At 74.2% G+C, this 23,992-nt stretch carries 23 protein-coding genes; 15 read left to right on the forward strand and 8 right to left on the reverse strand.

Going from position 1 to position 23,992, the window contains the following annotated elements; all coding sequences use genetic code 11:
- Positions 1-202: 202 nt before the first annotated feature.
- The 5 genes from ACZ3IG_RS10370 (at position 203) to ACZ3IG_RS10390 (ending at position 7,405) form a co-directional block, all read left to right on the forward strand.
- Positions 203-1,732: an aldehyde dehydrogenase family protein gene (locus tag ACZ3IG_RS10370; protein ID WP_467430742.1), complete on the forward strand. Its 1,530-nt coding sequence runs from the start codon at positions 203-205 to the stop codon at positions 1,730-1,732.
- 64 nt (positions 1,733-1,796) lie between these two features.
- Positions 1,797-3,329, forward strand: a complete 1,533-nt coding sequence (locus ACZ3IG_RS10375) for a GMC family oxidoreductase (protein WP_467430744.1) — start codon at positions 1,797-1,799, stop codon at positions 3,327-3,329.
- Positions 3,326-4,513, forward strand: a complete 1,188-nt coding sequence (locus ACZ3IG_RS10380) for a quaternary amine ABC transporter ATP-binding protein (RefSeq protein ID WP_467430746.1) — start codon at positions 3,326-3,328, stop codon at positions 4,511-4,513. Before ACZ3IG_RS10375 ends, ACZ3IG_RS10380 begins: the two co-directional genes overlap by 4 nt.
- Complete coding sequence (locus ACZ3IG_RS10385; protein ID WP_467430748.1) at positions 4,513-6,456, forward strand: ABC transporter permease subunit; 1,944 nt, start codon at positions 4,513-4,515, stop codon at positions 6,454-6,456. Before ACZ3IG_RS10380 ends, ACZ3IG_RS10385 begins: the two co-directional genes overlap by 1 nt.
- Position 6,457: 1 nt before the next feature.
- A complete protein-coding gene (locus tag ACZ3IG_RS10390) occupies positions 6,458-7,405 on the forward strand; it encodes an ABC transporter substrate-binding protein (protein ID WP_467430751.1) in 948 nt (315 codons plus the stop codon).
- 43 nt (positions 7,406-7,448) lie between these two features.
- Here the strand turns inward: ACZ3IG_RS10390 and ACZ3IG_RS10395 are convergent, their stop codons facing one another.
- Genes ACZ3IG_RS10395 through ACZ3IG_RS10405 form a run of 3 tightly spaced genes read right to left on the reverse strand, consistent with a single transcriptional unit; the run spans position 7,449 to position 9,135 of the window.
- Positions 7,449-8,168: an isocitrate lyase/PEP mutase family protein gene (locus ACZ3IG_RS10395; RefSeq protein WP_467431645.1), complete on the reverse strand. Its 720-nt coding sequence runs from the start codon at positions 8,166-8,168 to the stop codon at positions 7,449-7,451.
- A complete protein-coding gene (locus ACZ3IG_RS10400) occupies positions 8,165-8,635 on the reverse strand; it encodes a carboxymuconolactone decarboxylase family protein (protein ID WP_467430753.1) in 471 nt (156 codons plus the stop codon). Before ACZ3IG_RS10400 ends, ACZ3IG_RS10395 begins: the two co-directional genes overlap by 4 nt.
- A complete protein-coding gene (locus tag ACZ3IG_RS10405) occupies positions 8,632-9,135 on the reverse strand; it encodes a carboxymuconolactone decarboxylase family protein (RefSeq protein WP_467430754.1) in 504 nt (167 codons plus the stop codon). Before ACZ3IG_RS10405 ends, ACZ3IG_RS10400 begins: the two co-directional genes overlap by 4 nt.
- 46 nt (positions 9,136-9,181) lie before the next feature.
- On the opposite strand from ACZ3IG_RS10405, the gene pdxR reads away from it, so the two are divergent.
- The 5 genes from pdxR to ACZ3IG_RS10430 all read left to right on the forward strand — a co-directional run bounded on the left by pdxR (position 9,182) and on the right by ACZ3IG_RS10430 (position 13,472).
- Entirely contained in the window at positions 9,182-10,573 is a 1,392-nt protein-coding gene (gene pdxR / locus ACZ3IG_RS10410; RefSeq protein ID WP_467430757.1) for a MocR-like pyridoxine biosynthesis transcription factor PdxR, read from the forward strand.
- 79 nt (positions 10,574-10,652) lie between these two features.
- Positions 10,653-10,838 (forward strand): DUF1737 domain-containing protein, encoded by a 186-nt coding sequence (locus tag ACZ3IG_RS10415; RefSeq protein WP_467430759.1) that lies wholly within the window; start codon positions 10,653-10,655, stop codon positions 10,836-10,838.
- A 48-nt stretch (positions 10,839-10,886) separates the two neighbouring features.
- Entirely contained in the window at positions 10,887-11,717 is an 831-nt protein-coding gene (locus tag ACZ3IG_RS10420) for a class I SAM-dependent methyltransferase (protein WP_467430761.1), read from the forward strand.
- A gap of 252 nt (positions 11,718-11,969) precedes the next feature.
- The gene (locus ACZ3IG_RS10425; RefSeq protein ID WP_467430763.1) at positions 11,970-12,281 is read left to right on the forward strand and encodes a hypothetical protein; all 312 of its coding nucleotides are present in this window, start codon (positions 11,970-11,972) and stop codon (positions 12,279-12,281) included.
- 6 nt (positions 12,282-12,287) lie between these two features.
- Complete coding sequence (locus tag ACZ3IG_RS10430; RefSeq protein WP_467430764.1) at positions 12,288-13,472, forward strand: glutathionylspermidine synthase family protein; 1,185 nt, start codon at positions 12,288-12,290, stop codon at positions 13,470-13,472.
- A gap of 33 nt (positions 13,473-13,505) precedes the next feature.
- Here the strand turns inward: ACZ3IG_RS10430 and ACZ3IG_RS10435 are convergent, their stop codons facing one another.
- The 3 genes from ACZ3IG_RS10435 to ACZ3IG_RS10445 are packed head-to-tail and all read right to left on the reverse strand — an operon-like array spanning position 13,506 to position 15,405.
- A complete protein-coding gene (locus ACZ3IG_RS10435; RefSeq protein ID WP_467430766.1) occupies positions 13,506-14,210 on the reverse strand; it encodes an alpha/beta hydrolase fold domain-containing protein in 705 nt (234 codons plus the stop codon).
- 41 nt (positions 14,211-14,251) lie between these two features.
- The gene (locus ACZ3IG_RS10440; protein ID WP_467430767.1) at positions 14,252-14,455 is read right to left on the reverse strand and encodes a hypothetical protein; all 204 of its coding nucleotides are present in this window, start codon (positions 14,453-14,455) and stop codon (positions 14,252-14,254) included.
- Between the two features lie 23 nt (positions 14,456-14,478).
- Entirely contained in the window at positions 14,479-15,405 is a 927-nt protein-coding gene (locus ACZ3IG_RS10445; RefSeq protein WP_467430768.1) for an oxidoreductase, read from the reverse strand.
- A 95-nt stretch (positions 15,406-15,500) separates the two neighbouring features.
- On the opposite strand from ACZ3IG_RS10445, the gene ACZ3IG_RS10450 reads away from it, so the two are divergent.
- From ACZ3IG_RS10450 to ACZ3IG_RS10470, 5 genes are all read left to right on the forward strand, one after another.
- On the forward strand, positions 15,501-16,076 hold the full coding sequence (locus tag ACZ3IG_RS10450) for a TetR/AcrR family transcriptional regulator (protein ID WP_467430770.1): 576 nt from the start codon (positions 15,501-15,503) through the stop codon (positions 16,074-16,076).
- A gap of 213 nt (positions 16,077-16,289) precedes the next feature.
- The gene (locus tag ACZ3IG_RS10455) at positions 16,290-17,744 is read left to right on the forward strand and encodes a glycine hydroxymethyltransferase (protein ID WP_467430772.1); all 1,455 of its coding nucleotides are present in this window, start codon (positions 16,290-16,292) and stop codon (positions 17,742-17,744) included.
- A 101-nt stretch (positions 17,745-17,845) separates the two neighbouring features.
- The gene (gene trpS, locus ACZ3IG_RS10460) at positions 17,846-18,859 is read left to right on the forward strand and encodes a tryptophan--tRNA ligase (RefSeq protein WP_467430774.1); all 1,014 of its coding nucleotides are present in this window, start codon (positions 17,846-17,848) and stop codon (positions 18,857-18,859) included.
- Positions 18,860-18,991: 132 nt separating this feature from the next.
- Positions 18,992-19,573, forward strand: a complete 582-nt coding sequence (locus ACZ3IG_RS10465) for a 2'-5' RNA ligase family protein (RefSeq protein WP_215172880.1) — start codon at positions 18,992-18,994, stop codon at positions 19,571-19,573.
- A 53-nt stretch (positions 19,574-19,626) separates the two neighbouring features.
- Positions 19,627-21,813 (forward strand): serine/threonine-protein kinase, encoded by a 2,187-nt coding sequence (locus ACZ3IG_RS10470; RefSeq protein WP_467430776.1) that lies wholly within the window; start codon positions 19,627-19,629, stop codon positions 21,811-21,813.
- 20 nt (positions 21,814-21,833) lie between these two features.
- On the opposite strand, the gene ACZ3IG_RS10475 is transcribed toward ACZ3IG_RS10470, so the two are convergent.
- Together ACZ3IG_RS10475 and ACZ3IG_RS10480 are read right to left on the reverse strand one after the other, a co-directional pair.
- Positions 21,834-22,589 carry a decaprenylphospho-beta-D-erythro-pentofuranosid-2-ulose 2-reductase gene (locus tag ACZ3IG_RS10475; RefSeq protein WP_467430779.1) on the reverse strand — a complete coding sequence of 252 codons (756 nt, stop codon included), beginning with the start codon at positions 22,587-22,589 and terminating at the stop codon, positions 21,834-21,836.
- Positions 22,590-22,598: 9 nt separating this feature from the next.
- Entirely contained in the window at positions 22,599-23,954 is a 1,356-nt protein-coding gene (locus tag ACZ3IG_RS10480; protein ID WP_467430781.1) for an FAD-binding oxidoreductase, read from the reverse strand.
- Between the last annotated feature and the right edge of the window lie 38 nt (positions 23,955-23,992).

Genomic DNA, 23,992 nt, shown 5'->3' on the forward strand with positions numbered 1-23,992 from the left:
CTGACCGGAAGGGGGCCCGCGGCGTTCGCGACAGTGACATACCGCACTTTCAGCCGTCGATCCGGCATGCAAACAGGCGACCGGGGCAGGGCTCCCGGTCGCCCGAGCGCGCGGCACCCGAACGTGCCACCCGAGGGACACCCGGGCGCTGAACAGGACCGAAAGGCGGACATCAGGCATGGCGGCAGGTACGGCGGCAGACATGGCGGACAGAGCGGCACCGTCGGCGGAGCGCACGCGTCGCAGCATCCACGCGGGAGGCGAGTGGCGGGAAGCGTCCTGTGGGGCCACCCGGGAGGTCGTCGACCCCGCGGACGCCCTGCCGTTCGCCGTCGTCGCGGAGGGCGACGCGAAGGACGCCGACCTCGCGGTGGCCGCCGCGCGCCGCGCCTTCGACGAGGGCCCGTGGCCGCGCACCCCGGTCGCCGAACGCGCCGCCCTGCTGCGTCGCGTCGCCGCCCTCCTGGTCCGCGACCGGGAGCGGATCGGCCTGCTGGAGAGCCGGGACGCCGGCAAGACCGTCGAGGAGGGCCGCGTCGACGTCGACTGTGTCGCGGACGCCTTCCGCTACTTCGCGGACCTGGTCGCCGCCGAGGCCCCCGGCCGGGTCGTCGACGCGGGCACCCCGGACGTGCACAGCGTCGTCGTCCACGAACCCGTCGGCGTCTGCGCGCTGATCACGCCCTGGAACTACCCGCTGCTCCAGGCCAGTTGGAAGGTCGCCCCGGCGCTCGCGGCCGGCAACACCTTCGTGCTCAAGCCGAGCGAGATCACCCCGCTGACCACCATCGCCCTGATCGAGCTGCTCGTCGAGGCGGGGCTGCCGGCCGGTGTCGCCAACCTCGTCACCGGTCCCGGCGACACCGTCGGCGCCCGGCTCGCCGAGCACCCCGACGTCGACCTGGTCTCCTTCACCGGCGGCCTGGTCAGCGGCGTCAAGGTCGCCCGGGCCGCCGCCGTCACCGTCAAGAGGACCGCCCTGGAACTCGGCGGCAAGAACCCCAACGTGGTCTTCGCCGACGCCTGCGCCACCGCCGAGGGCTTCGACACCGCCGTCGACCAGGCACTCAACGCCGCCTTCATGCACAGCGGCCAGGTCTGCTCGGCGGGTTCCCGCCTGATCGTCGAGGAGTCCGTCCGCGACCGCTTCGTGGCCGAACTCGCCCGCCGCGCCGAGCGGATCCGCCTCGGCCGCGGCACCGAGGAGGGCGTCGAGTGCGGCCCCCTCGTCTCCGAGCGGCAGCGCGCCCGCACCGAGGAGTACGTCGCCTCCGCGCTCGCCGAGGGCGCGGTCCTGCGCTGCGGCGGCAAGCGCCCCGCCCCCAGCGCCGTACGCCCCGAAGCCGGCTACTTCTACGAGCCGACCGTCCTCGACCGCTGCCACCGCGAGATGCGCGTCGTCCGCGAGGAGGTCTTCGGCCCGGTCCTCACCGTCGAGACCTTCCGCACCGAGGACGAGGCGGTCGCTCTCGCCAACGACACCGAGTACGGGCTCGCGGGCGCCGTGTGGACCGCCGACGCGGGCCGCGCGCGCCGGGTCGCGGGCCGGCTGCGCCACGGCACCGTCTGGATCAACGACTTCCACCCCTACCTGCCGCAGGCGGAGTGGGGCGGCTTCGGCAAGAGCGGCACCGGCCGCGAACTGGGCCCCGCGGGCCTTGCCGAGTACCGCGAAGCGAAGCACGTTTATCAGAACCTCGCGCCCGCGCCCGTCCGCTGGTTCGCCGGCTGACACCGCTCCGCCCCGTTCGCCGCAAGCTCCCTCTCCCCGCCCCGGCCCCACCTGGAGTACCCCCATGCCAGAGACCCCCCATGTCTACGACTACGTCGTCGTCGGCGGCGGTACCGCCGGCTCGGTCATCGCCGCCCGCCTGACCGAGAACCCCGACACCACCGTCGCCGTCATCGAGGGCGGCCCCAGCGACGTCGGCCGCGACGACGTGCTGACCCTGCGCCGCTGGATGGGCCTGCTCGGCGGCGAACTGGACTACGACTACCCCACCACCGAGCAGCCGCGCGGCAACTCGCACATCCGGCACAGCCGCGCCCGCGTGCTCGGCGGCTGCTCCTCGCACAACACCCTCATCGCCTTCAAGCCGCTGCCGTCCGACTGGGACGAGTGGGAGGCGGCCGGCGCCAAGGGCTGGGGCGCGGTGCCGATGGAGGCGTACTGGGCCCGGCTGCTGAACCACATCGTCCCGGTCGACGAGAAGGACCGGAACGCCATCGCCCGCGACTTCGTCGACGCCGCCCAGAAGGCCCTCGAAGTCCCCCGGATCGAGGGCTTCAACAAGAAGCCGTTCACCGAGGGCGTCGGCTTCTTCGACCTCGCCTACCACCCCGAGGACAACAAGCGCTCGTCGGCGTCGGTGGCCTACCTGCACCCGGTGATGGACGAACGCCCCAACCTCACGATCATGCTGGAGACCTGGGCGTACCGGCTGGAGCTGGACGGCACCCGCGCCGAGGGCGTGCACGTGCGCACCAAGGACGGCGAGGAGATCCTCGTACGCGCCCGCCACGAGGTCGTCCTCTGCGCCGGCGCCGTCGACTCCCCCCGGCTGCTGCTGCACTCGGGCATCGGACCGCGCGCCGACCTCGAAGGGCTCGGCATACCCGTGGCGCACGACCTGCCCGGCGTCGGCGAGAACCTTCTCGACCACCCCGAGTCGGTGATCGTCTGGGAGACCAACGGCCCCATCCCGGAGAACTCCGCGATGGACTCCGACGCCGGCCTGTTCGTGCGCCGCGACCCCGAACACGCGGGCCCGGACCTGATGTTCCACTTCTACCAGATCCCGTTCACGGACAACCCCGAGCGACTGGGCTACGAACGCCCGGCGTCCGGCGTCTCGATGACCCCGAACATCCCCAAGCCGCGCAGCCGCGGCCGGCTCTACCTGACCAGCGCCGACCCGTCCGTCAAGCCCGCCCTGGACTTCCGCTACTTCACCGACGAGGACGACTACGACGGCCGCACCCTCGTCGACGGCATCCGGATCGCCCGCGAGATCGCGAAGACCGAGCCGCTGGCCGGGTGGCTCAAGCGCGAGGTGTGCCCCGGCCCGAACGTGCTGGGCGACGCCGAGCTGAGCGAGTACGCCCGCAAGGCCGCGCACACCGTCTACCACCCGGCGGGCACCTGCCGGATGGGCGCCCCCGACGACCCGCTCGCCGTCGTCGGTCCCGACCTGCGGGTGCGCGGCCTTGCGGGCCTGCGGATCGCCGACGCCTCCGTCTTCCCGACGATGCCCGCCGTCAACCCGATGATCGGCGTGCTCATGGTGGGGGAGAAAGCCGTGGAGCTGATCGGCGGTGACGCCCGGTGAGCGCCGTCACCCGGACCCCGGCCGAGCGTCCCCCCGTCTTCTCCGTGGACGGCCTGTGGAAGGTCTTCGGCCCGAAGGCCGACCGCGTCCCCGGCGACCCCTCCCTCACCTCCCTCACCCCGGCCGAGCTGCGCTCCCGTACCGGCTGCACGGCCGCCGTCCGGGACGTCGGCTTCGAGGTGCGCAAGGGCGAGGTCTTCGTCGTCATGGGCCTGTCCGGCTCCGGCAAGTCCACCCTCGTACGCTGTCTGACCCGGCTGATCGAACCGACGGCCGGCACCATCACCATCGACGGCGACGACGTACGCGCCATGGACCGCGCCCGGCTGCGCGCCCTGCGCCGGCACCGCACCGCGATGGTCTTCCAGCACTTCGGCCTGCTCCCGCACCGCACCGTGCTCGACAACGTCGCCTACGGCCTGGAGATCCAGGGCGTGGGCCGCGCCGAGCGGCGCGAACGGGCCGCCGCCGTCATCGCCAAGGTCGGCCTGGAAGGCATGGAACGGCGCCGGCCGGCCCAGCTCTCCGGCGGTCAGCGCCAGCGCGTCGGTCTCGCCCGCGCGCTCGCCGTCGACCCCGAGGTGCTCCTGTTCGACGAGCCGTTCAGCGCGCTCGACCCGCTCATCCGGCGGGACATGCAGGAGGAGGTCGTCCGGCTGCACCGCGAGGAGGGCCGCACGATGGTCTTCATCACCCACGACCTCCAGGAAGCCCTGAAGCTCGGTGACCGCATCGCCCTGATGCGGGACGGGCGGGTGGTGCAGCTGGGCACGCCGGAGGAGATCGTGGGCTCGCCCGCCGACGACTACGTACGGGAGTTCGTGCGGGACGTGCCGCGCGAGCAGGTCCTGACGGTCCGTACGGCGATGCGGCCCGCCGCCGACGCGGACGAGGCGGGCCGCGGTCCGGCGCTGCGCCCCGACGCCACCGTCTCGGAGGCCATCGAGGCCGTCGCCCGCGCCGGATCGGCGGCCCGGGTGATGGCCGACGGCCGTTGCCTGGGGGTGGTCGACGCGGGCGCGCTGCTCGGCGTGGTCGCCGGGACCGGAGGCGGCGCCGGAACCGGCCCCGAGGACGCGGCAGTCCCCGACGATCCTGAAGACCCTTCAGACCCTTCAGACCCTGAAGACCCCGAAGACCCTGAAGACCCCGAAGAGACGGAACGGCCGAAGGAGGCGGTCTGATGGCGACCGCCACGGCGTCCACCGCCCCGCGTCCCGCCCTGCCGGCCCTCCTGCGCCGCCGCCCCGTCGGCAAGCTGCTGCTCCTCGCCGTCGCCGCCGCCGTCCTCGCCCCCCTCGCCCACGCCCAGGGGGCCGGCGGAACCTGGCCGGCCGCCCTCACCGTCGACGTCTCCGCCCCGCTCGGCGACGTCAGCGACTGGATCATCGACAACCGCGACAGCCACCCGCTCTTCCTCTACTTCCTCGGCCACGTCAGCAACGCCGTCGTCCTCTCCGTACGCGCCGTCTACCTCTCCCTGCTCGCCGTCGGCTGGGCGGGCGTCCTCGCGATCGGTGCCCTGGCCGCCTGGCGGGTGGCGGGCGCCCGGCTCGCGCTCGGCACGGCGGCGGCGTTCGGGGCCTGCGGCCTGCTCGGCATGTGGGTGCCGACGATGCAGACGCTCGCCCTGATGGCCGTGGCCGTCCTGGCCTCGGTGACCGTGGGCGCCCTGCTCGGGCTGGCCGGCGGGCTGTCCGACCGGATGGACCGGCTGCTGCGCCCGGTCCTGGACACCATGCAGGTGCTCCCCGCCTTCGCCTACCTCCTCCCGGTCGTCCTGGTCTTCGGCATCGGCGTCCCCGCCGCCGTCCTGGCCACCGTCGTCTACGCCGCCCCGCCCATGGCCCGGCTCACCGCCCTCGGCCTGCGCGGCGCCGACAAGGAGGTCCTCGAAGCCGTCGAGTCCCTCGGCACCACCGCCCGCCAGCGGCTGCTGACCGCCCGTCTCCCGCTGGCCCGCGGGGAACTGCTGCTCGGCCTCAACCAGACGATCATGATGGCGCTGTCCATGGCCGTCATCGCCTCCGTCATCGGCGCCGGCGGCCTCGGCGACCGCGTCTACCAGGCGCTCGCCTCGGTCGACGTCGGCGCGGCGCTCGCCGCCGGCGTCCCCATCGTGCTGCTCGCCGTCGTCCTGGACCGGGTGACCGGCGCGGCGGGGGAGGGCAACCGGCCTTCGTACACCTGGCCGTACGCCCTGTTCGCCGCCGTGGCCGCCCTGGCCGTCGCGGTCGCCGGCCGCCTCGCCGGCCGCCTGGAGTGGCCGGAGTCCTGGGTGCTGGGCATCGCCGAACCGGTCAACCGCGCCGTCGACTGGATGACCGCCCACCTCTACTCCGGCGTCCCCGTCGTCGGCGGCACCGCCGACTGGGCGGGCCGCTTCACCACCTGGGTCCTCGACCCGCTCCGGGACGGCCTGCTCTGGCTGCCCTGGTGGTCCGTGCTCCTCCTCGTCGCCGCCCTGGCCTGGCTGATCGGGACCTGGCGCACCGCGCTCACCGCCGTCCTGGCCATGGCCGCGATCGGCGTCCTCGGCGTGTGGGAACCGTCCCTGGACACCCTCTCCCAGGTCCTGGCGGCCGTCGCCGTCACCCTGGTCATCGGCTTCGCCGCCGGCATCGCGGCGGCCCGCGGCGACCGCTTCGAACGGCTGCTCCGCCCGGTCCTGGACGTCTTCCAGACGATGCCGCAGTTCGTGTACCTCATCCCGGTCGTCGCCCTGTTCGGCGTCGGCCGTGCCCCCGCCGTGGCCGCCGCCGTCGTCTACGCCCTCCCCGCCGTCGTCCGGATCACGGCCCAGGGCCTGCGCGGTGTCGACCCGGGAGCCCTGGAGTCGGCCCGCTCGCTCGGCGCCACCAGCGGGCAGCAACTGCGGCAGGTGCAGCTCCCGCTGGCCCGTCCGGCGCTGCTGCTCGCCGTCAACCAGGGCGTGGTGCTGGTCCTCGCCGTCGTCGTCATCGGCGGCCTGGTCGGCGGCGGCGCCCTCGGCTACAGCGTCGTCTTCGGCCTCGCCCAGGGCGACCTGGCGACCGGTCTGGTGGCCGGCGCGGCCATCGTCTGCCTCGGCCTGACGCTCGACCGGGTGACCCAGCCCACCGAACGCCGCGCGCGGAAGGGAGCCTGACATGTGCCGTCGCGTCATCGCCCTGGCGGGCTCGCTGCTGCTGCTGACCGGCTGCGGCGCCGCCGACATGACCAAGCAGGCGTCACCGTTCGCGAACGCGCAGGGCGCGAAGACGGTGACGCTGTCCGTGCAGTCCTGGGTCGGCGCCCAGGCCAACGTGGCCGTCGCCCGGTACCTCCTGGAGCACGAACTCGGCTACCGCGTCGACACCGTCCAGGTCGACGAGGTCCCCGCCTGGGACGCGCTCAGCCAGGGCCGCGTCGACGCCATCCTGGAGGACTGGGGCCACCCCGAGCAGGAACAGCGCTACGTCGAGGACAAGCGCACCATCGTCAACGGCGGCGACCTCGGCGTCACCGGCCACATCGGCTGGTTCGTCCCGACGTACTTCGCGAAGGCGCACCCCGACGTCACGGACTGGAAGAACCTGAACGAGTACGCCGGCCGGCTCCGCACCCCGGAGAGCGGCGGCAAGGGCCAGCTCCTGGACGGCTCCCCGTCCTACGTCACCAACGACAAGGCGCTGGTGGCCAACCTGGACCTGGACTACCAGGTCGTGTTCGCCGGCTCCGAGGCCGCGCAGATCACCCAGATCCAGCAGTTCGCGAAGGAGAAGAAGCCCTTCCTGACGTACTGGTACACCCCGCAGTGGCTGTTCGAGAAGGTCCCGATGACCGAGGTGCGGCTCCCCGCCCGCGAGGACGGCTGTGACGCCGACCCCGCGAAGACCGACTGCGCCTACCCGGTCACGCCCCTCCAGAAGTACCTCAACGCCGGCTTCGCCCGGGACGGCGGCGAGGCGGCCCAGCTGCTGAAGAACTTCCAGTGGACCACCGAGGACCAGAACGAGGTCTCCCTGATGATCGCGGAGCAGAAGCTGTCGCCGGAGGAGGCGGCGGAGAAGTGGGTGGACGGCCACGCGTCGGTGTGGCGGGCGTGGCTGCCCTGACCCGTGACCCGCGCGCGGCCCGCCTCCGGTCCTCCCGTGGCCCTCAGCTCCGTAGCCGCGCGGCCGTCTCCCGCAGCGCCTGGGCCGTCCGCCGCTGGAACCCCGGCCCGAAGGTGACCCGGGTGGCCCCGAGCCCGCCGAGTTCGGCGGGGGAGGGGCCCTCCCCGACCAGGGCGCCGACGTTCAGCGGCCCCTCGATCCCGGCCCGCAGCAGCGGCAGTACGGCCACGGGGGCCATGATCGGGTAGACGCAGTCGGCGCCCGCGGCCACGTACAGCGCCGCCCGCTCCAGGGCCCGGCCGGGATCGGTGACCCCGCGGACGAACGTGTCGACCCGCGCGTTGACGAAGAGCCGGTCGCCGGCCGCCTCCCGGACCCCGGCCAGCCACTCCGCGTGCTCCCGGGGGTCCTTGAGGACGCCGTCCACGGAGTCCTCCAGGTTGCAGCCCACGGCACCGGCTGCCAGCAGCCGCTCCACCAGCTCCCCCGGCGCCAGCCCGTACCCGTCCTCGACGTCCGCCGAGACCGGCACGTCCACCGACCGGACGATCCTGGCCACGGCCGCGAACATCTCGTCGGCCGGGGTCTGCCCGTCCTCGTACCCGAGGGACGCCGCGACCCCCGCGCTGGGCGTCGCGAGCGCCGGGAACCCGGCGGCCTCGAACACCCGGGCGCTCGCCGCGTCCCACGGTCCGGGCAGCACCAGGGGGTCCTCCGGGGCGCGGCGGCGGTGCAGGGCGCGGAACCGCTCCGCCTTGGTCACCACGGGCTGCCCCCCGCCGGGACGCGCCGGGCGACCATCAGCCGGTTCCAGCTGTTGATGGCGGTGATCAGCGCGAGGAGGTGGGCGAGCCGGTCCGCGTCGAAGTGCGCGGCGGCCCGCGCGTACACCTCGTCGGACACCGGGCTGTCCGTCAGCACCGTCACCGCCTCGGTCAGCTCCAGCGCCGCCCGTTCCCGGCCGTCGAAGACGTCGTCCCCCGCCTCCTCCCAGGCGGCCAGCAGATCCAGCTGCCGCTGCCCGACCCCGGCCTTCCGGGCGATCTCCAGATGCATGTCGAGGCAGAACGCGCAGTGGTTGAGCTGCGAGGCGCGGATCTGGACGAGTTCGGCGAGGGCGGCGTCGCCGAACCCCCGCTTGGCGGCGGCGCTCACCGCCTGGAGCGCGGACCGCACCCCGGCGTCCAGACGCGACGTACGAGCCGTACGAACATCTGTGCGAGCCGTCACGCGTACTGCCCCGGCGTGTAGTGCCCCGGCGTCATCCGGCAGGTCACGCCGAACCGGTTCCAGGCGTTGATCACCGTGATGGCGGCGATCAGCTGGCTCAGCTCCGCCTCGTCGGGGAAGTGCGCGGCGGCCCGCGCGTACACCTCGTCCGGCACGAACCCGTCCGTCAGCACGGTCACCGCCTCGGTCAGCTCGATCGCCGCCAGCTCCTTCTCCGTGTAGAAGTGCCGCGACTCCTCCCAGGCGCTGAGCTGCACGATCCGCTCCACGCTCTCGCCCGCCGCGAGCGCGTCCTTGGTGTGCATGTCGAGGCAGAGGGCGCAGCGGTTGAGCTGCGAGGCACGGATCTTGACCAGCTCGTACAGCTTGGGGTCCAGGCCCTTCTTGGCGGCGGCGTCGAGCCGGACCATCGCCTTGTAGACCTCGGGGGCGTGCTTGGCCCACTGGAGCCGGGGCTCGTGTTCGCCGGCGTACGTGGTGGTGTTCTCGTTGTCCGTCATGCCTCGACCCTAGAGAGCGAACAGCCCACGGGTATGGTCCACTTCCGTGACGGAAACGCGGGCCAATCTCGGCATCGACCTGCACCTGGAACCGGCCGGTCCCGGCCTGCGCCGCGGCCTGACCGACGCCCTGCGCGACGCCGCCCGCACCGGCCGCCTCGCCCCCGGCACCCGGCTGCCGTCCTCCCGCGTCCTCGCCGCCGACCTGGGCATCGCCCGCAACACCGTCGCCGACGCCTACGCCGACCTGGTCGCCGAGGGCTGGCTCACCGCCCGGCAGGGCTCGGGCACGAGGGTCGCCGACCGCCCCGTCGCCGCCCCGCCCGCCGACCCCGTGCCCCAGGGCCGCGCCCCCGCCCGCCCCGCCTACGACCTGCGTCCCGGCACCCCCGACCTGGCCTCCTTCCCGCGCGCCGAGTGGCTCAAGGCCGCTCGCCGCGCCCTGCACAGGGCCCCGCACGACGCCCTCGGCTACGGCGACCCCCGAGGCCACCACGACCTGCGCGCCGCACTCGCCGGCTACCTCTCCCGAGCCCGCGGTGTGCACGCGGACCCGGCCCGCGTCCTGGTCTGCAACGGCTTCGTGCACGCCCTGTCCCTGCTCGCCGCGGTGCTGCGGGCCCGCGGCGTCCACACCGTCGCCGTCGAGTCCTACGGCCTCCACATCCACCGCGACCTGCTGACCGCCGCCGGTCTGCGCACCGTCCCGCTGCCCTTCGACGACCAGGGCACCGACCCGAGCGCCCCCGCCGGCGACGCCGGGGCCGTCCTGCTCACCCCGGCCCACCAGTTCCCGATGGGCATGCCGCTGCGCCCCGACCGCCGCGCCGCCGTCGTCGACTGGGCCCGCCGCACCGGCGCCCTGGTCCTGGAGGACGACTACGACGGCGAGTTCCGCTACGACCGCCAGCCCGTCGGCGCCCTCCAGGGCCTCGATCCCGACCGCGTCGTCCACCTCGGCACCACCAGCAAGGCCCTCGCCCCCGGCCTCCGCCTGGCCTGGGCCGTCCTCCCGCCGCCGCTCGTCGACGAGGTCCTGGACGCCAAGCACAACCTCCCCACCTGCTCCGCCCTGGACCAGCTCACCCTCGCCGAGTTCCTCACCTCCGGCGCCTACGACCGCCACGTCCGCGCCTGTCGCCTGCGCTACCGGCGCCGCCGCGACGCCCTGGTCACCGCCCTCGCCGCCCGCGCCCCCGGCGTCCGCCCCACTGGCATCGCCGCCGGCCTGCACGCCGTACTCCTCCTGCCGCCCGGCACCGAACAGTCCGTCGTCCAGGCCGCGACCTGGCAGAACCTCGCCCTCTACGGCCTCTCCCTCTTCCGTCACCCCGCCGCCACGACACCCCCCACCGACGCCCTCGTCGTCGGCTACGGCACCCCGCCGGACCACGCCTGGACGGGGGCGCTGGACGCCCTGTGCCGGGTGCTGCCGTAGGCCCCGGGGCCGTTCCCCGGGGCCTGGGAGCGCCGGCTCGCCGGACCGGTCGGCGGGTGAGTCTGAGACCCTTCTCCGCATGAGCACACCACCAGACGGACTGCCCGTCTACCGAGTCCTGACCGGTCCGGACGACGCCGCGTTCTGCCGACGCGTGAGCGAAGCGCTCGGCCTCGGCTACGAACTGCACAAGGGCCCCGCCGTCACCTTCGACGGCGAGAACGTCATCGTCGCGCAGGCCGTGGTCTGGCCGGCACGGCCTTGACCTGCTCCGCCTCTTGGTGCGTGGGCAGTTGCCCACTAAGGTGGGCGCATGCCCACTCCAGAGCGAGAGCAGCCAGAGCCGGTGCGGCCGCATCAGGCTCGCCAGACCGCCGAGTCGTTCGGCGCCGACGCGCGACGTTACGACCGGGCCCGCCCCGGCTACCCCGATGACCTGGTGACGCGGGTCATCACCGGAAGCCCGGGGTCCGGCGCGCCCGACGTGCTGGACGTCGGCTGCGGCACCGGCACGGCCGCCCGCCAGTTCCAGGCCGCCGGCTGCGCCGTGCTCGGTGTGGAGCCGGACGTGCGGATGGCCGAGGTCGCGCGAGCCCGTGGCCTGCGGGTCGAGGTGGCGGCCTTCGAGGCCTGGGAGCCGGCCGGCCGGACGTTCGACGCGCTGACCGCCGCCCAGTCGTGGCACTGGGTCGACCCGGCCGCCGGCGCCGCGAAGGCGGCCCGCGTGCTGCGTCCGCGCGGGCGTCTGGCGATCTTCGGGCATGTCTTCGAGCCCCCGGCCGAGGTGGCCGAGGCGTTCGCCGCCGCCTGCCTGCGGGTGGCGCCCGACTCCCCGTTCAGCGGCCGGCCGGCGCGACGTCCGCTGGAGATGTACCGGGCGGGGTACGCGCAGATCGCCGGCACGGTCCGCGAGACCGGGCGGTTCGACGAGCCGGAACAGTGGCGGTTCGACTGGGAGCGGCCCTACACGCGCGACCAGTGGCTGGACCTGCTCGCCACGACCGGCGGCGTCACCGGGCTCCCCGCCGGCCGGCTCGCCGAGATCCTGGGCGAGGTGGGCGACGCCATCGACGCGCTGGGCGGCGGGTTCACCATGCGGTACACCACACTGGCGACCACCGCCGTACGCACAGCGGCTCCCTAGGAGGTGTCCGCCAAGTCGCGCCTGCCTCGCGACGCCCGGCACGCACTCCGGCCGCACCGGGCGAACACCCGAGTACGACCAGTACGCGGGCGTCCGCCCGGCACTCCCCGGGCCGCCACCGCACGCCCGTGCGCGTTGCCACCCGCACGGGCTCCTGCCGTAGCATCCACCTCCGACGGCGGCCGTACATCTGAGCGACCCGACGGCCGTACGTCCGGACGGACATCGGCAACAGCAACGGGGGATGGGGACATGGCAGAGACTCGGCGACGGCTGCGGTCGAGCACCGTCGTACTCGGCGGTATGGGGGTCCTCGCGGCGGCCCTGTCCTCGTGCGGCTCGGAGCCCGACCGGCGCTGTGTGGACCGCGACAACTACACCTTCACCGACGGCTACAAGGTCGTCGCCGACAAGAACTGCAAGTCCTCCACCAGCCTTTCGAGCTCGGACTGGTACTACGACTCCGAGGTCACCCGCGGCCGGGCCGACTACGGCACCTTCGACCGCGACGAGGCCGTCGACCGGGGCGGCTTCGGCTGCTCCTCCGGCAGCAGCGGCGGCTGAGCGGCCGTGGAGCGCCGCACCACCGAGCCCCGCCCCGGCTGGCAGCGGACCGTCGAGGAACAGGGGCTCGTCTACCCCCTCACCCGCTACCCCGACGGCTCCCTGCGCCCCTACTGGGACGAGAGCGCCTACTACGTGTTCTCCCTCCCCGAGGTCGAGGCGCTGGAAGAAGTCGTCGAGGAACTGCACCGCATGTGCCTGGCCGCCGCCGAGCACATCGTCACCACCGGCCGCTTCGCCGACCTCGGCATCACCGACCCCCGCGTGGCCGGGGCCGTCGCCGAATCCTGGCGGCGCCGCGCCGAACTCCCCTCCGTCTACGCCCGCTTCGACCTGCGCTACGACGGCTCGGGACCGGCGAAGCTGCTGGAGTACAACGCCGACACCCCGACCTCCCTCGTCGAGGCGGCCTCCCCGCAGTGGTTCTGGATGGAGGAGCGCTTCCCCGGCGCCGACCAGTGGAACTCCCTCCACGAGCGCCTGATCGACGCCTGGAGGAAACAGGCCGCCCTGCTCCCGCCCGGCAGCCCCCTGTACTTCGCGCACTCCACCGCCGACGAACTCGGTGAGGACCTGATGACGGTCGCCTACCTCCAGGAGACCGCCGAACAGGCCGGCCTGAGGACCGAGTCGCTCTCCATGGAGGAGATCGGCTGGGACCGCCTCTCCGGCCGCTTCGTCGACACCAGGCTCCGCTTCATCCGCAGCTGCTTCAAGCTCTACCCCTGGGAGTGGCTCACCACCGACCGCTTCGCCGGCCACGTCCTCGACACCCTCGACAACGGCGGCGGCACCGGCACCACCCTGTGGATCGAGCCCGCCTGGAAGATGCTGCTCAGCAACAAGGCGCTGCTCGCCGTCCTCTGGGAGCTGTACCCCGGCCACCCCAACCTCCTCCCGGCCTACCTCGACGGCCCCCGCGAACTGGCCGAGGGCCCCGGCTGGGTCGCCAAGCCCCTCCTCGGCCGCGAGGGCGCCGGCGTCACGGTCCACGAGCCCGGCAGCCCGGCCGTCCTCCGCGACGAACCCTGCTGCTACCAGGCCCTCGCCCCGCTCCCCGACTTCGACGGCAACCACGTCGTGCTGGGCGCCTGGGTGGTCGAGGACGCGTCGGCGGGCCTGGGCATCCGGGAGTCGTCGGGCCTGGTGACGGACGAGTACGCGCGCTTCCTGCCCCACGTGATCCTCTAGGCACCCGCGGGCGGCGGGCGGAACGGGAGCGGGTCAGGAGGCCAGGCGGGCGCTGAACCAGGACGAGACGCGTGCGGCGACGGCGCGGCCGGTGCGGGGGGCCAGGGTGTTGAAGCCGTGGACGCCGCCGGGCCAGACGTCGAGGTCCGCGTGGTTGCCCGCGGCCCGCCAGCGGGCGGCCATGAACAGGCTGTCGTCCAGGAGCGGGTCGAGGGAGCCGACGGTGAACAGGGCCGGCGGCAGGCCGTCGAGCTGTGCGTGGAGCGGTGAGAGGGCCGGGTCGCGCGGCCGCTCGGCGTCGAGGCCCGGGAAGGCGTTGGCGGCGAAGCCGCGGATCCAGTGGGCGGGCAGGACGAGGGTGCGGTCGTCGGCGAGGCGCCGGCTGGGGGTGCCGCTCAGGTCGTACGCGCCGTGGAGCAGGCCGGCCGCGGCGATCCGGGCGGCCACCCGGGGGTGCGTGTCGCGCAGCCGCAGCAGGGTCGCCGCGGCCAGGTGCGCGCCGGCCGAGGCGCCGTGCGGCAGGAGGCGTTCGGTGCCGGACTCCGCGGCGGCGTGCTCGGCGACCCACAGGACGCCGGCCAGGCAGTCGTCGACCGCCGCGGGCATGGGGTGCTCGGGGGCGAGCCGGTAGCCGATGCCGACGGTCGCGATGCGGGAGCGGCCGGCGTAGTAGTCGTTGAGCCAGTCGTCCTCGGCCGGGGTGCCGGCGCACCAGCCGCCGCCGTGCATGCCGATCATGACGGCCTCGGGCGGCCCCTCGGGCCGGATGATCCGCGGCGTCAGCTCCCCGCCGGGGCCGGGGACCGTCCGCTCGCTGACGGGACGGCTCGGGCGGCCGCGGGCGAGAAGCCGGTCGCGCGTACCGCTGCCAGGCCCTCGGGGGTGGTGAGATCGGGGTACCGCGTCATCGTGGCGATCCGTCGGCCGGCGGCGGCCGGCTCGGCCGCGTCGGGGTTCGGGACGAATCCGTCGGAGCTGGTCACGGGCTCTCTCCTGGCCGGCACGGTCAGGTCTGCGGGACCGGGAAGGTGACGCCGGTCAGCCGTTCGCTCTCGCGCCACAGCCGGGCCCCCACGCCGGGGTCGTCGGCCCCGGCGGGCAGCCGGACCGGCCTCGGCGTGCCGGAGGTCTGATCGCGTCCGGCCGGGCCCAGGTAGGCCCCGTTGACGGCCTCGGGGTGGGTCGCGGCGTACAGGGACGGCCAGGCCGCGCCGTCGGGGGAGCCCATCAGCGTGCGGGAGGCGAGGGCCACGAACAGCCGCCCCGTCCGGCTGGTGGAGGTGTGGCGCTGGAGGTTGGTGACGGCCGAGCCCGGATGGACGACCACGGCGCGGTGCGGGCCGCCGGCGAGGCGGCGGGCGAGTTCCCGGGTGAAGACGACGTTGGCGCGCTTGGACTTCGCGTACGCGCTCATCGGGCGGTAGCCGCGCTCGCTCATCAGATCCGTGAGGTCGCCGGAGCGCCAGGCGGCGGCGACGGCGCTGACCGTGACGACCCGGGCGGCCGCGGAGCGCCGCAGGGCGGGCATCAGGTACGCGGTCAGCGCGAAATGGCCGAGGTGGTTGGTGCCCACCGTGAGTTCCAGGCCGTCGCGGGTCAGCCGGCGCTCCGGGACGCTCATCACACCGGCGTTGTTGATGAGCAGGTCGAGGGTCCCGGCCGCGGCGAGCGGGGCGGCGGCCTCGCGGATCGAGGCGAGGCTGGCGAGGTCGAGTTCCACCGTCTCCAGGCGGGCGCCGGGCACCTCCGCGCGCAGGCGGCGGGCGGCATCCGCCAGGGAGTCGGGTCGCCGGCCCGCGAGCAGGACGCGGGCGCCGCGCTCCGCCAGCACCTGCGCGGTGCGGAAGCCGATGCCGCTGTTGGCGCCGGTGATCAGCGCGGTACGGCCTTCGAGGCCGGGGATGTCGGCCGGGGACCAGTGTGAATCGACCATGTCACTTCCTAAATGAATGTTCATTTACTTCGGCCCCAGTATGGGGAACCCGGCCCGAGTTGTAAAATGAACGTTCAGTAAGCAAGGTTGGCGGCATGGCAACACGCGACCCCGACCGCAAGCGTCAGCAGCTGATGGAGGCGGCCCTCGCCGAGTTCGCCGAGTTCGGTGTGGCCGGAGCCCGCGTGGACCGGCTCGCCAGGCGTGCGGGGATCAGCCCCGGCCTGGTGTACTCCTTCGCCGCCGGCAAGGAGGGCCTGTTCCAGGCCGTCTACGAGGCGATCGCCGAGCAGACCGTGAACGCGGTCCCCCTCGACGCCGACGACCTGCCCGAATACGCCGGCCGCCTGTACGACGCCGGGCAGGCGCACCCCCAGGTCATGCGCTTCCTCACCTGGTACGCGCTGGAAAGCGCCGAACGGCCGGCGTCCGACGCCGTGGCCCGCTCGATGCGGGACAAGACCGCCGCGGTCGAGGCCGCCCAGCGGCGCGGCACCGTCCGGCGGGACAAGCCCGCCGCGGAGATCCTGGCGCTCGTCCTGACGCTCGCGAACATGTGGCAGCACCACACCGAGGACGTCAACTCCCTGGTCCCGCCCGCACGGCAGCGCGCGACGATCACCGACGCCGTACGCCGCCTGGTCACCCCGGACCGCCCCGCCGAGCGCTGACCGCGCACGTCATGCCGCCCGGCCCGCATGATGGACGCTTGACGTCCGCATTACCGTCCCCCGGGTAATCTGGCCCCCGGGCCGTGACTGGCGCGCTGGGATGGGACCGACCATCGGGAAGCGGCCCCCGGACCCCGCGACCCGGGGCCCGGACAGTGCCGTGCGCCTGGGCCCCGTACCGTGAACGCTGATTGTCGACGTCCGGAGGTCCCCATGTCAGCCGAGCAGCAGCCCCTCTCCACCGAGTCCGCCGCCTACCGCGCCGCCCTCGACGTGATCCGTGCCGTCGAGCCGCGCGTCGCCGACGCCATCGGGCAGGAGGTGGCCGACCAGCGCGAGATGCTCAAGCTGATCGCCTCGGAGAACTACGCCTCCCCGGCCACGCTCCTCGCGATGGGCAACTGGTTCAGCGACAAGTACGCCGAGGGCACCGTGGGCCGCCGCTTCTACGCCGGCTGCCGCAACGTCGACACCGTCGAGTCGCTCGCCGCCGAGCACGCCCGCGAGCTGTTCGGCGCCCGGCACGCCTACGTCCAGCCGCACTCCGGCATCGACGCCAACCTGGTCGCCTTCTGGGCCGTCCTCGGCGCCCGCGTCGAGGTCCCGTTCCTGGAGCGGACCGGCGTCCGCCAGATCAACGACCTCACCGACGAGGACTGGGCCGAGCTGCGCCGCGCCTTCGGCAACCAGCGGATGCTCGGCATGTCCCTGGACGCCGGCGGCCACCTCACCCACGGCTTCCGCCCGAACATCTCCGGCAAGATGTTCGACCAGCGCTCCTACGGCACCGACCCCGCCACCGGACTCATCGACTACGAGGCCCTGCGCGCCTCCGCCCGCGAGTTCAAGCCGCTGATCATCGTCGCGGGGTACTCCGCGTACCCGCGCCTGGTGAACTTCCGGATCATGCGCGAGATCGCCGACGAGGTCGGCGCCACGCTCATGGTCGACATGGCGCACTTCGCCGGTCTCGTCGCGGGCAAGGTCCTCACCGGCGACTTCGACCCGGTCCCGCACGCCCAGATCGTGACGACGACCACGCACAAGTCGCTGCGCGGTCCGCGCGGCGGCATGGTGCTGTGCGACGACTCGCTCAAGGACCAGGTCGACCGGGGCTGCCCGATGGTCCTCGGCGGCCCGCTGCCGCACGTCATGGCCGCCAAGGCCGTCGCCCTCGCCGAGGCCCGGCAGCCCGCCTTCCGGGACTACGCCCAGCGCATCGTCGACAACTCCCGCGCGCTCGCCGAGGGACTGATGAAGCGCGGCGCCACCCTGGTCACCGGCGGCACCGACAACCACCTCAACCTGATCGACGTCGCCTCCTCCTACGGGCTCACCGGCCGCCAGGCCGAGGCCGCCCTGCTCGACTCCGGCATCGTCACCAACCGCAACGCCATCCCCGCCGACCCCAACGGCGCCTGGTACACCTCCGGCATCCGCATCGGCACCCCCGCTCTGACCACCCGTGGCCTGGGCACCGCCGAGATGGACGAGGTCGCGGGCCTGATCGACCGCGTCCTGACCGCCGCCGAGCCCGGCACCACCAAGTCCGGCGCCCCCTCCAAGGCCTCCCACGTCCTGGACGCCAAGATCTCCGACGAGATCTCCCGCCGCGCCACCGACCTGGTCGCCGGGTTCCCCCTGTACCCGGAGATCGACCTCGGCTGAGGGGCCCCGAATCGGGGCGGGCGACCGCGCGACCGGCCACGGCGGTCGCGCGGTTCCCCGCCCGCCGAAACCATCCATGACCCTCTGAGACAATGGTGGGCATGGCGAATGACCGAGCTCGTGTGCTCTCCGGAATCCAGCCCACCGCAGGCTCGTTCCACCTCGGCAACTACCTGGGCGCGGTCCGCCAATGGGTGGCCCTCCAGGACACCCACGACGCGTTCTACATGGTCGTCGACCTGCACGCGATCACGGTCCCGCAGGACCCGGAGGAGCTGCGGGCCAACACCCGCCTGGCCGCCGCCCAGCTCCTCGCGGCCGGCCTCGACCCGGACCGCTGCACCCTCTTCGTCCAGAGCCACGTCCCCGAGCACGCCCAGCTCGCCTGGGTCATGAACTGCCTCACCGGCTTCGGCGAGGCGTCCCGGATGACCCAGTTCAAGGACAAGTCCGCCAAGCAGGGCGCCGACCGCGCCTCCGTCGGCCTGTTCACCTACCCGGTCCTCCAGGTCGCCGACATCCTCCTCTACCAGGCGCACGAGGTGCCGGTCGGCGAGGACCAGCGCCAGCACATCGAGCTGACCCGCGACCTCGCCGAGCGCTTCAACGGCCGCTTCGGCGAGACCTTCACCGTCCCCAAGCCGTACATCCTCAGGGAGACGGCGAAGATCTACGATCTCCAGGACCCGACGGTCAAGATGAGCAAGTCCGCCTCCACGCCCAAGGGCCTGGTCAACCTGCTGGACGAGCCGAAGACCACCGCCAAGAAGGTCAGGAGCGCGGTCACCGACACCGACACGGTCATCGTCTACGACGCCGAGAACAAGCCCGGCGTCAGCAACCTCCTCACCATCTACTCCACCCTCACCGGAGCGGGCATCGGAGAGCTGGAGGAGAAGTACGCGGGCAAGGGCTACGGCGCGCTCAAGACCGACCTCGCCGAGATCATGGTCGACTTCGTGACGCCGTTCCGGGAGCGCACCCAGCAGTACCTGGACGACCCGGAGACGCTGGACTCGGTCCTGGCCAAGGGCGCGGAGAAGGCGCGGGCGGTCGCGGCGGAGACCCTCTCCCAGGCGTACGACCGCGTGGGCTTCCTGCCCGCCAAGCACTGAGAGCCACCCCGAGCGCCGCACATCACCCCGGTTGCGCCTGCCCGCTGCCGGGCCGTGGCCGTACAGTCGATGAACAGGTGGCCGCACCGGCGGCCGCTTCCGGAACGACGACAGGTCAGAACAGGAGACGACGTGGGGACCGTAACGATCGGCGTGTCGATCGCGGTCCCGGAGCCGCACGGCAGCCGGCTGCAACAGCTGCGCGCGGGCTTCGGCGACGCCGCCGCTCACGGCATCCCCACGCACGTCACCCTGCTGCCGCCGACGGAGGTCGACGCCGCGACGCTGCCCGCGATCGAGGCGCACCTCGCGGAGGTCGCCGCCGCCGGGCGGCCCTTCCCGATGCGGCTGTCCGGCACCGGCACCTTCCGCCCCCTCTCCCCGGTCGTCTACGTCCAGGTGGTGGAGGGCGCGGAGGCCTGCTCCTGGCTGCAGAAGCAGGTCCGTGACGCGTCCGGGCCGGTCGCCCGCGAGCTGCAGTTCCCGTACCACCCGCACGTCACCGTGGCGCACGGCATCGAGGAGGCGGCCATGGACCGCGCCTTCGAGGAGCTGGCCGACTACGCGGCCGAGTGGCCCTGCACCGGCTTCGCCCTCTACGAGCAGGGCACCGACGGCGTCTGGCGCAAGCTGCACGAGTACGTGTTCGGCGGTACCGTCGTACCCCCACAGCCCGGTGCCCCGCGCGCCCGGGGCGGCCTGCCCGCCCGCTGACCGCCGCGGCCCGGGCGCACAGGCACTCATGGGCATGGGGGAGGGCACGAGGGGTGGGGGTCACTGGGCTCAGATCCGACGACCCGGTCACGGTGGGGGACTTCCGCCTGCTGGGCCGGCTCGGCGCGGGCGGTTTCGGCACGGTCTACCTGGGGCTCACCGCGGGCGGCCGCAGGGTCGCGGTGAAGACGGTGCACCGGCACATCGCCGACCACGACGGCTTCCGGGCCCGGTTCCGCCGCGAGGTGGAGGCGCTGCGCCGGGCCGGAGGGTTCTTCACCGCCTCGCTCGTGGCCGCGGACCCCGCCGCGCCGCTGCCCTGGTTCGCCACCGAGTACGTGGCCGGGCCCGACCTCGGCACGGTCGTCGCCCGCGGCGGCCCGCTCGCCCCCGACGCCGTCTGGCGGCTCGGCGCCGGGCTCTGCGAGGCACTGGCCACCCTGCACGGCGCCGGGCTCGTGCACCGCGACCTCAAGCCGTCCAACGTGCTCCTGGCCGAGGACGGCCCCCGGGTCATCGACTTCGGCATCGCCTCCCTCGCCGACGCCACCCGCCTCACCGTCACCCACGAGGCGGCGGGCACCCCGGGCTACGCCGCCCCCGAGCAGTTACGGGGCATGCGCGACGTCGGCCCGGCGGCGGACGTGTTCGCGCTGACCTGCCTCCTGGTGTACGCGGCCGGCGGCCGGAGCCCGTTCCGCGGCGGCACGCTGGTCGAGTACATCGCCCACGTCCTGCACGAACCGCCCGACCTCCCGGACGGCCTCGACGCGCCCTTCGCCGCCCTGGCCGAGGCCGGACTCGCCCTCGACCCCGCCGCCCGCCCCGCCCTGTCCGACCTGGCGGCGCTGTGCGCCGAGCGGGCCGGCCGGGCCGGGCCGCCGCGCCCCTTCGCCGGGTTGCTGGCCCCCGCCGTCCAGGACCTCCTCGCGGGCGCCGAGTCGCAGGCGGCGACGGCGGTGGCCTCGGCGGCGGTGGCGTCCGCCGGGCAGGAAGCACGGGGAGCGGCCGTACGGCCCCGGCCGTGGGAGTGGACGGCGCCCGAGCGCGCGGGCACGGAGTGGGTCCCGCTGCGCGGCCCGGCCCTCGCGTACACCGGGGACGGGACCGGCGTGGTGTGCGTCGCGGCCGGCGGCCGGCTGTACGGGCTGGACGCGGCCGCCGGCACCGTGCGCTGGAGCGTCCCGACCGGCTGGAGCGGCCTGGCCGCGGGCCCCGTGGCGGCCGGGGACGTCTTCGTGGTCGCCGACGCCGACGGCCGGATCAGCGGCCACCGGGTGGCGGACGGGGCCTGCCGGTGGACCCGCCAGGAGAAGGAGGCGTCCGGCGTGTCCCTGGGCGCCCGGCTGTTCGTCACCGGCACACCGCGGCACTGGGTCGCCCTGCGCCACACCGTGCGCGACCCCGCCCCCGAGACGCCCGACCACTCGGTGGCGACCTGGGAGCACGTCTACCTGCTGGACCCGGCCACCGGCGAGCCGGTCATGACGCCCCTGATGAGCAACGACCCGGGCACCACGCTCTGGGGCACGACCCTCTGGGCGGCCCACCACCGGCTGTTCGTCCAGGGCTACCGGCACCTGGAGTCAGTGGGGCTGGCCACCGACGCGGGCGACCGCTGGCGGGAGCGGGCGGAGGCCTCCGCCTCCCTCGGCGAGCGCGTCTTCACCTGGCGGCCCCGCTGGGGGCTGGCCTGCCGGGACGGTGTCACCGGCACCGTCCTGTGGCGCAGCCGCAGACCCCGGGGAGCCGACGGCGCGGTGAGCGTCGATCCCGACCGGGACGTGGCCGCCGTGGTGACGGCCAAGGGCATGTGGGCCTTCGCCGCGCGCACCGGCCGGCTGCTGTGGTCGGCGCCGGCGTACGGCGACCGCGACACGCTGTCCCACACGTACACCGGAGCCGTGGACGGTGTGCTGTGGGCCGTGGCCGGCGGGGTGGCGTTCGCCCGTGACACGGCCCGCGGCGAGCTGCTGTGGCGGGCGGAGGCCGGACGGAGCGCGGGCGCCCCGGAGTTCACACCGGAGCGGCACGGCGGTCTGCTGTTCCTCTACGACCGGTCGCGACTGCGCGCGGTACGGCCGGCGGACGGTCACGAGGTGTGGTCCGCGGAGTCGGTCCACGAGCCCGCGGCCGGCGACACCCAGCCGCACTGGACCTGCGGCGACCTGCTCTACCTGCGCGGCCCCGGCGGCGTACGGGCCTGTCACGTCCCCGGCCTGTCACCGGACGGCGGGTAGCGGCACAGCGGGCCGGAGCCCTACACCGGCAGCCGCCGGAACACCGTGCGGGGCAGATGGCGCAGGGCCGACATCACGACCCGGAGCGCGCCGGGCACCCACACCGTCTCCGAGCGGCGCCTCAGGCCCAGCTCGATGGCGGTCGCGACCGCCTCGGGCGTCGTCGCCAGCGGCGCCTCCTCCAGACCGGCGGTCATCTTCGACCGCACGAACCCGGGGCGTACGACCATGACGTGCACGCCGGTGCCGTGCAGCGCGTCGCCCAGGCCCTGCGCGAAGGCGTCCAGGCCGGCCTTGCTGGAGCCGTAGATGAAGTTGGCGCGGCGGGCCCGCTCCCCGGCGACGGAGGAGAGGACGACCAGGGAGCCGTGGCCCTGGTCCTGGAGCGCGGCGGCGCACACCAGGCCGGCGGAGACGGCGCCCGTGTAGTTGGTCTGCGCGACCCGCACGGCGCTCACCGGCTCCCGCTCGTCGTGCGCCTGGTCGCCCAGGACGCCGAAGGCGAGCAGCACCAGGTCGATGTCGCCCTCGGCGAAGACCTTCCCCAGCACCTCCTCGTGCGACTCGGGGTCGAGGGCGTCGAAGGCGACCGTGCGCACCTCGGCGCCGAGCCCCCGCAGCCGCTCGGCGGCCTCGTCGAGGGCGGGGGAGGGGCGCCCCGCCAGCCAGACCGTGCGGGTGCGGCGGGCCACCAGGCGGCGGGCGGTGGCCAGCGCGATCTCGGACGTACCGCCGAGGACGAGGAGGGACTGGGGCAGGCCGAAGGCGTCCTTCATGGCGGTCTCCTAGAGGTCGAGGCGGCGGGAGAGGTCGGAGACGAACACCCCGCGCGGGTCCAGCTCCGCGCGCAGCGCGCGGAAGTCGTCGAGGCGCGGGTACATCGCGGCCAGCAGTTCGGGCCGCAGCCGGGAGTCCTTGGCGAGGTAGACCCGGCCGCCCGCCCCCGCCACCTCCTCGTCCAGCGCGTCGAGGAGGGCGCCGAGGCCGGGCAGGCGGGCCGGGATGTCCAGGGCCAGCGTCCAGCCGGGCACCGGGAAGGACAGCCAGCCCGGGTCGGCGTCCCCGAAGCGCTTGAGGACGGCCAGGAACGACGGACAGCGGTGCGCGCGGATGCGGTGCACGATGCGGCGCAGGGCCTCCTCCTGGCCGTGGCCGACGGCGAACTGGTACTGGACGAAGCCGCCGCGGCCGTAGATCCGGTTCCAGTGCGGGACGCCGTCCAGGGGATGGAAGAAGGACGGGATGCGCTGGAGCCGGCCGGTGCGGGCGCGGGGGGCCTTGCGGAACCAGGCTTCGTTGAAGAGGCCGACGGTGGACCGGGTCAGCAGCCCCTCCGGAACGTACGCGGGGGCGGCCGGGAGGCGGGCGGTGCGGAACGCGAGGGGGTCCCGGCGGGCGCGGCGCGGCAGGGCGTGGGGCGGGGCGTGGTCGCCGCGGGTGAGGACCGCGCGGCCGGTCGCGGCACCGCGGGCGAGCAGGTCGATCCAGGCGACGGAGTACCGGTAGCGGTGGTCGGTCGCGGTCAGCCGGGCCAGCAGGTCGTCCAGGTCGGCGGCGCGCTCGGTGTCGACCGACATCCACGAGGAGCCGACGCGGTGCAGGCGGACCGTCGCGGTGAGGATCACGCCGGTCAGGCCCATGCCGCCGGCGGTCGCGTCGAACAGCGGCGTGCCCGGCGTGACGGTCCGCACCCGCCCGTCGGCGGTGAGCAGCTCCAGCGACCGTACGTGCCGGGAGAAAGAGCCGCTGACGTGGTGGTTCTTGCCGTGGATGTCGGCGCCGATCGCCCCGCCGACGGTGACGTAGCGGGTCCCCGGCGTCACCGGCACGAACCAGCCGAGCGGCAGCAGCACCTCCATCAGCCGGTGCAGGGAGACGCCCGCGTCGCACAGTACGGTGCCGCCCTCGACATCGATGGCGTGGATCTTGTCCAGGCCGGTCATGTCCAGCACGGCCCCGCCCGCGTTCTGCGCCGCGTCGCCGTACGCCCGGCCCAGGCCCCGGGCGACGGCGCCGCGCCGGCCGCAGGCACGGACGGCGAGCGCCGCCTCCTCGTACGTCCGGGGGCGGACCAGGAGGGCGACGGTGGGGGCGGTGCGGCCCCAGCCGGTGACGGGAGCCCAGTCGGTGTCGGCAGACATGCCGGTGACCGTATCGCCCCTTTATCCAACATCCATTC

Source organism: Streptomyces sp. NPDC016677, from assembly GCF_055562815.1.